Origin of the sequence: Kitasatospora sp. NPDC057198, assembly GCF_042670125.1 — a bacterium.
Classification (GTDB): domain Bacteria; phylum Actinomycetota; class Actinomycetes; order Streptomycetales; family Streptomycetaceae; genus Kitasatospora.
In genome coordinates, this window is sequence record NZ_JBHUWH010000660.1 from 1 (window position 1) to 3,300 (window position 3,300).

At 75.8% G+C, this 3,300-nt stretch carries 4 protein-coding genes and 1 pseudogene; 3 read left to right on the top strand and 2 right to left on the bottom strand.

Translation table 11 applies throughout. The annotated features are described in order from the left end of the window. The 3 genes and pseudogenes from ACFUEL_RS37360 to ACFUEL_RS37370 form a co-directional block, all read left to right on the top strand. Positions 1-531, top strand: a pseudogene (locus ACFUEL_RS37360) (ABC transporter permease); the annotation flags it as partial. A gap of 94 nt (positions 532-625) precedes the next feature. After that, on the top strand, positions 626-1,576 hold the full coding sequence (locus tag ACFUEL_RS37365) for an ABC transporter ATP-binding protein (RefSeq protein ID WP_380242305.1): 951 nt from the start codon (positions 626-628) through the stop codon (positions 1,574-1,576). Positions 1,577-1,621: 45 nt separating this feature from the next. Beyond that, positions 1,622-2,599 (top strand): sigma-70 family RNA polymerase sigma factor, encoded by a 978-nt coding sequence (locus tag ACFUEL_RS37370; RefSeq protein WP_380242311.1) that lies wholly within the window; start codon positions 1,622-1,624, stop codon positions 2,597-2,599. A 7-nt stretch (positions 2,600-2,606) separates the two neighbouring features. Here the strand turns inward: ACFUEL_RS37370 and ACFUEL_RS37375 are convergent, their stop codons facing one another. After that, positions 2,607-2,867, bottom strand: a complete 261-nt coding sequence (locus ACFUEL_RS37375) for a hypothetical protein (protein ID WP_380242307.1) — start codon at positions 2,865-2,867, stop codon at positions 2,607-2,609. Positions 2,868-2,993: 126 nt separating this feature from the next. After that, on the bottom strand, positions 2,994-3,300 hold a 307-nt coding region (locus ACFUEL_RS37380), incomplete at its 5' end, for an SDR family NAD(P)-dependent oxidoreductase (protein ID WP_380242309.1).

Genomic DNA, 3,300 nt, shown 5'->3' on the forward strand with positions numbered 1-3,300 from the left:
GCCGAGCGGTTCCTGGGCCGGCCAGCCGCCGCCGGGCAGCCGGGGCACCGGGTGCGGACCGCCGCCGGGGAGGCGGCGGCGCTCGGCGGCGACCCGCTGCAGGCTTCCGCGGTGCGGCTGTTCTGGCTCTCGGTGGGCGCGACGGCGCTGTTCGCGCTGCTGGCGCTGCTGCTGACGCTGCTGCGGGCCGGTCCGGAGCGGGCGGCGCTGCTGGCCCGGCTGCGCACGATGGGCCTGCGGCCCCGGCAGGGGTTGGCCCTGGTGCTGACCGAGGTGCTGCCGCAGGCGCTGGTGGCCGCCCTCGGCGGGGCGCTGATCGCGGTCTGCTGCGTGCGCCTGCTCGGCCCCGCGCTCGACCTGTCCCCGCTGGTGGGTTCCGACGTCCCGACGGGCCTGCGGCTGCTGGCCGGGCCGATCGCCCGCCAGGCCCTCGGCCTGGCCCTGCTGGCGGCGCTGGCGGTGGTGGCGGAGGCCGCGGTGACCGCCCGTCGGCAGATCAGCACCGAACTGCGCGCGGGGGACGCCGAGTGACCGTACCCGCCGCACCCGTACCCGCCGCACTCGCCGCACCCGCCGCACCCGCTCCCGCACCCGCCGCCGAGCCCTCTGTTGGAAGGACGCCCCGATGAGCACTCCGCCCCCGAGCCTGGACGAGTTGCGCACCAGGGCGCTGGCGGCGGCCGCGCCCCGGACCGTCGGGGCCGGCCTGGCGATCGCCTGCGAACGGCTGGTGCGGATCTTCAGCACCGACGGCATCGAGGTGCAGGCGCTGCAGGGCCTGGACCTGACGGTGGACCGCGGCGACCTGGTCGCCCTGGTCGGCGCCTCCGGCAGCGGCAAGTCCACCCTGCTGAACATCCTCTCCGGCCTGGACGCCCCCACCGCCGGCAGCGCCACCGTGGACGGCTGCGACCTGCTGACCATGCCCGCCAAGGAGCGGCTGCGCTACCGCCGCGAGGTGGTCGGCTTCGTGTGGCAGCAGACCGCGCGCAACCTGCTGCCCTTCCTGACGGCCGCGCAGAACGTCGCGCTGCCGGTGCAGTTGCGGGCGGGCCACCGCGCCGCCCGCCGGCAGCGCGGCCGGGTCGCCGAGCTGCTGGAGGCGCTGGAGATCGGCGAGTTGGCGCACCGCCGCCCGGCCGAGCTCTCCGGCGGCCAGCAGCAGCGCGTCGCGATCGCCGTCGCCATGGCCAACTCCCCCGCCGTGCTGCTCGCCGACGAGCCCACCGGCGAGCTCGACACCGAGACCGCCGCCGGCATCTTCGACGCCTTCCGCACCGTCAACCGCGAACTCGGCACCACCGTCGTCATCGTGACCCACGACCCGATGGTCGCCGGCGAGGTGCGCCGCACCGTCGCCATCCGCGACGGCCGCACCAGCAGCGAGGTCCTGCGCCGCACCGAGGTCGACGAGCACGGCACCGAGACCACCAGCGAACGCGAGTACGTGATGCTCGACCGCACCGGCCGCGTCCAGCTCCCCGCCGCCTTCCTGGCCGCCCTCGGCATGGAGCACCGCGTCGCCGCCGACCTCGCCGCCGACCACATCGCCCTGCGGCCCGACGACGCCGGGTGAGCCTCCGCGTTGTCGGTGGCGGCGCCTAAGCTGGACCCCGTGGCAATGATCATGGATCGTGACGGGGTGGCGGAGCGGCTGGAGCCGTTCCGGCGGGAGCTGACGGCGTACTGCTACCGGATGCTGGGCTCGGCCTTCGAGGCGGAGGACGCGGTGCAGGAGACGCTGGTCCGCGCCTGGTCGAAGTTCGACGGGTTCGAGGGCCGTTCCGCGCTGCGGACGTGGCTCTACCGGATCGCCACCAACGTCTGCCTGGACATGGCCCCGGCCGCCCAGCGCCGGGCCCGTCCGATGGACCTGACCTCGCCGTGCCCGGCGAACGCGCCGGACTTGGCGCAGTTGGAGGAGAACGTCTGGGTCGGCCCGGTGCCGGACGCGCGGGTGCTGTCGGGGGATCCGGCGGAGGTCGCGGTGGGGCGGGAGTCGATCCGGCTGGCGTTCGTGTCGGCGCTGCAGAAGCTCCCGGCCCGGCAGCGGGCGGTGCTGATCCTGCGGGAGGTGCTGGCCTGGTCGGCGGCGGAGACGGCGGAGCTGCTGGAGACCTCGGTGGCCTCGGTGAACAGCGCGCTGCAGCGGGCCCGGGCGACGATGGCCGCCCGGGGCCCGGCGGGTGACACCTTCGATCCGCTGGACGAGACGCAGCGCTCCCTGCTGTCCCGGTACGTCCAGGCGTTCGAAGCCTTCGACATCGAGGCGTTGAAGCGCCTGCTGCACGAGGACGCGGTGCTGAACATGCCGCCGTTCCAGATGTGGGTGCGGGGCGTGGTCGAGCTGGGCGAGTGGTGGCGGGGCGCGGGCTGCGGCTGCGCGGGTTCGCGGCTGCTGCCGGTGGAGGCCAACGGCACGCCGGCCTTCGCCCAGTACCGCCCGGCCGAGGACGGCAAGGGGTGGACGCCGTGGGGCATCACCCTGCTGGAGGTCGTCGACGGCCGGATCGCCACCATGACCAACCACATGGACGTGGAGCGGCTCTTCCCGCTGTGGGGGCTGCCGATGCGCCTGACCACCGACCCGCGGGCCTGACGGCCGCTCACTCCAGGGGCAGCGCCCCGGCGAGCCCGGTCAGCTCCAGCAGCAGCAGCCAGCGCTCGTCCGCCCCGCGCAGCACCACCAGGTGGCCCGCCCGCCGCACCAGCAGCGCCAACTCCCCGACCCGCCGCAGCTCACCGGGTCCGGGCCGGGCCACCTCCCCCACCCGCAGCGCGACGCGAACGGTCTCCGTGCGCCCGGCGAGCAGCGCCTCGAGCCGCGCCCCCGCTCCCGGGTCCAGTCCGATTTCCAGGGTCTCCATGCCGGTACTGACCGCCCGGCGGCCCGGAACTCATCGCCCCGGCGCGATCCCCGCCCCTCCCTGCCCGAACGGTCCGAACGGTCCGAACCATCCGGTCGCAGGGTGGCGGACCGGGTCGGCGGGCCGTCAGACGAAGTAGCCGCCGTCGACGGCGAGCACGCTGCCGGTGACGAACGCGGCGGCGGGCGTGGCCAGGAAGACCACGGCGGCGGCGACCTCCTCGGGGCGGCCGTAGCGGCCCAGCGCGTTGGCGGCGCGCTGGGCGGCGGCGTTCGGGCCGTCCTGGGGGTTCATCTCGGTGTCGGTGGAGCCGGGTTGCACCACGTTGACGGTGATGGCGCGGGGGGCGAGTTCCTGGGCGGCGGCGCGGCTCCAGGCGACGACGGCGGCCTTGGTGGCGGCATAGTCGGCGAGTCCGGGCCGGCCGGGGCTG

Coding starts and splice junctions, on each gene's coding strand:
- ACFUEL_RS37365 (WP_380242305.1), top strand. CDS start 626: ATGAGCACTCCGCCCCCGAGCCTGGACGAGTTGCGCACCAGGGCGCTG.
- ACFUEL_RS37370 (WP_380242311.1), top strand. CDS start 1,622: ATGATCATGGATCGTGACGGGGTGGCGGAGCGGCTGGAGCCGTTCCGG.
- ACFUEL_RS37375 (WP_380242307.1), bottom strand. CDS start 2,867: ATGGAGACCCTGGAAATCGGACTGGACCCGGGAGCGGGGGCGCGGCTC.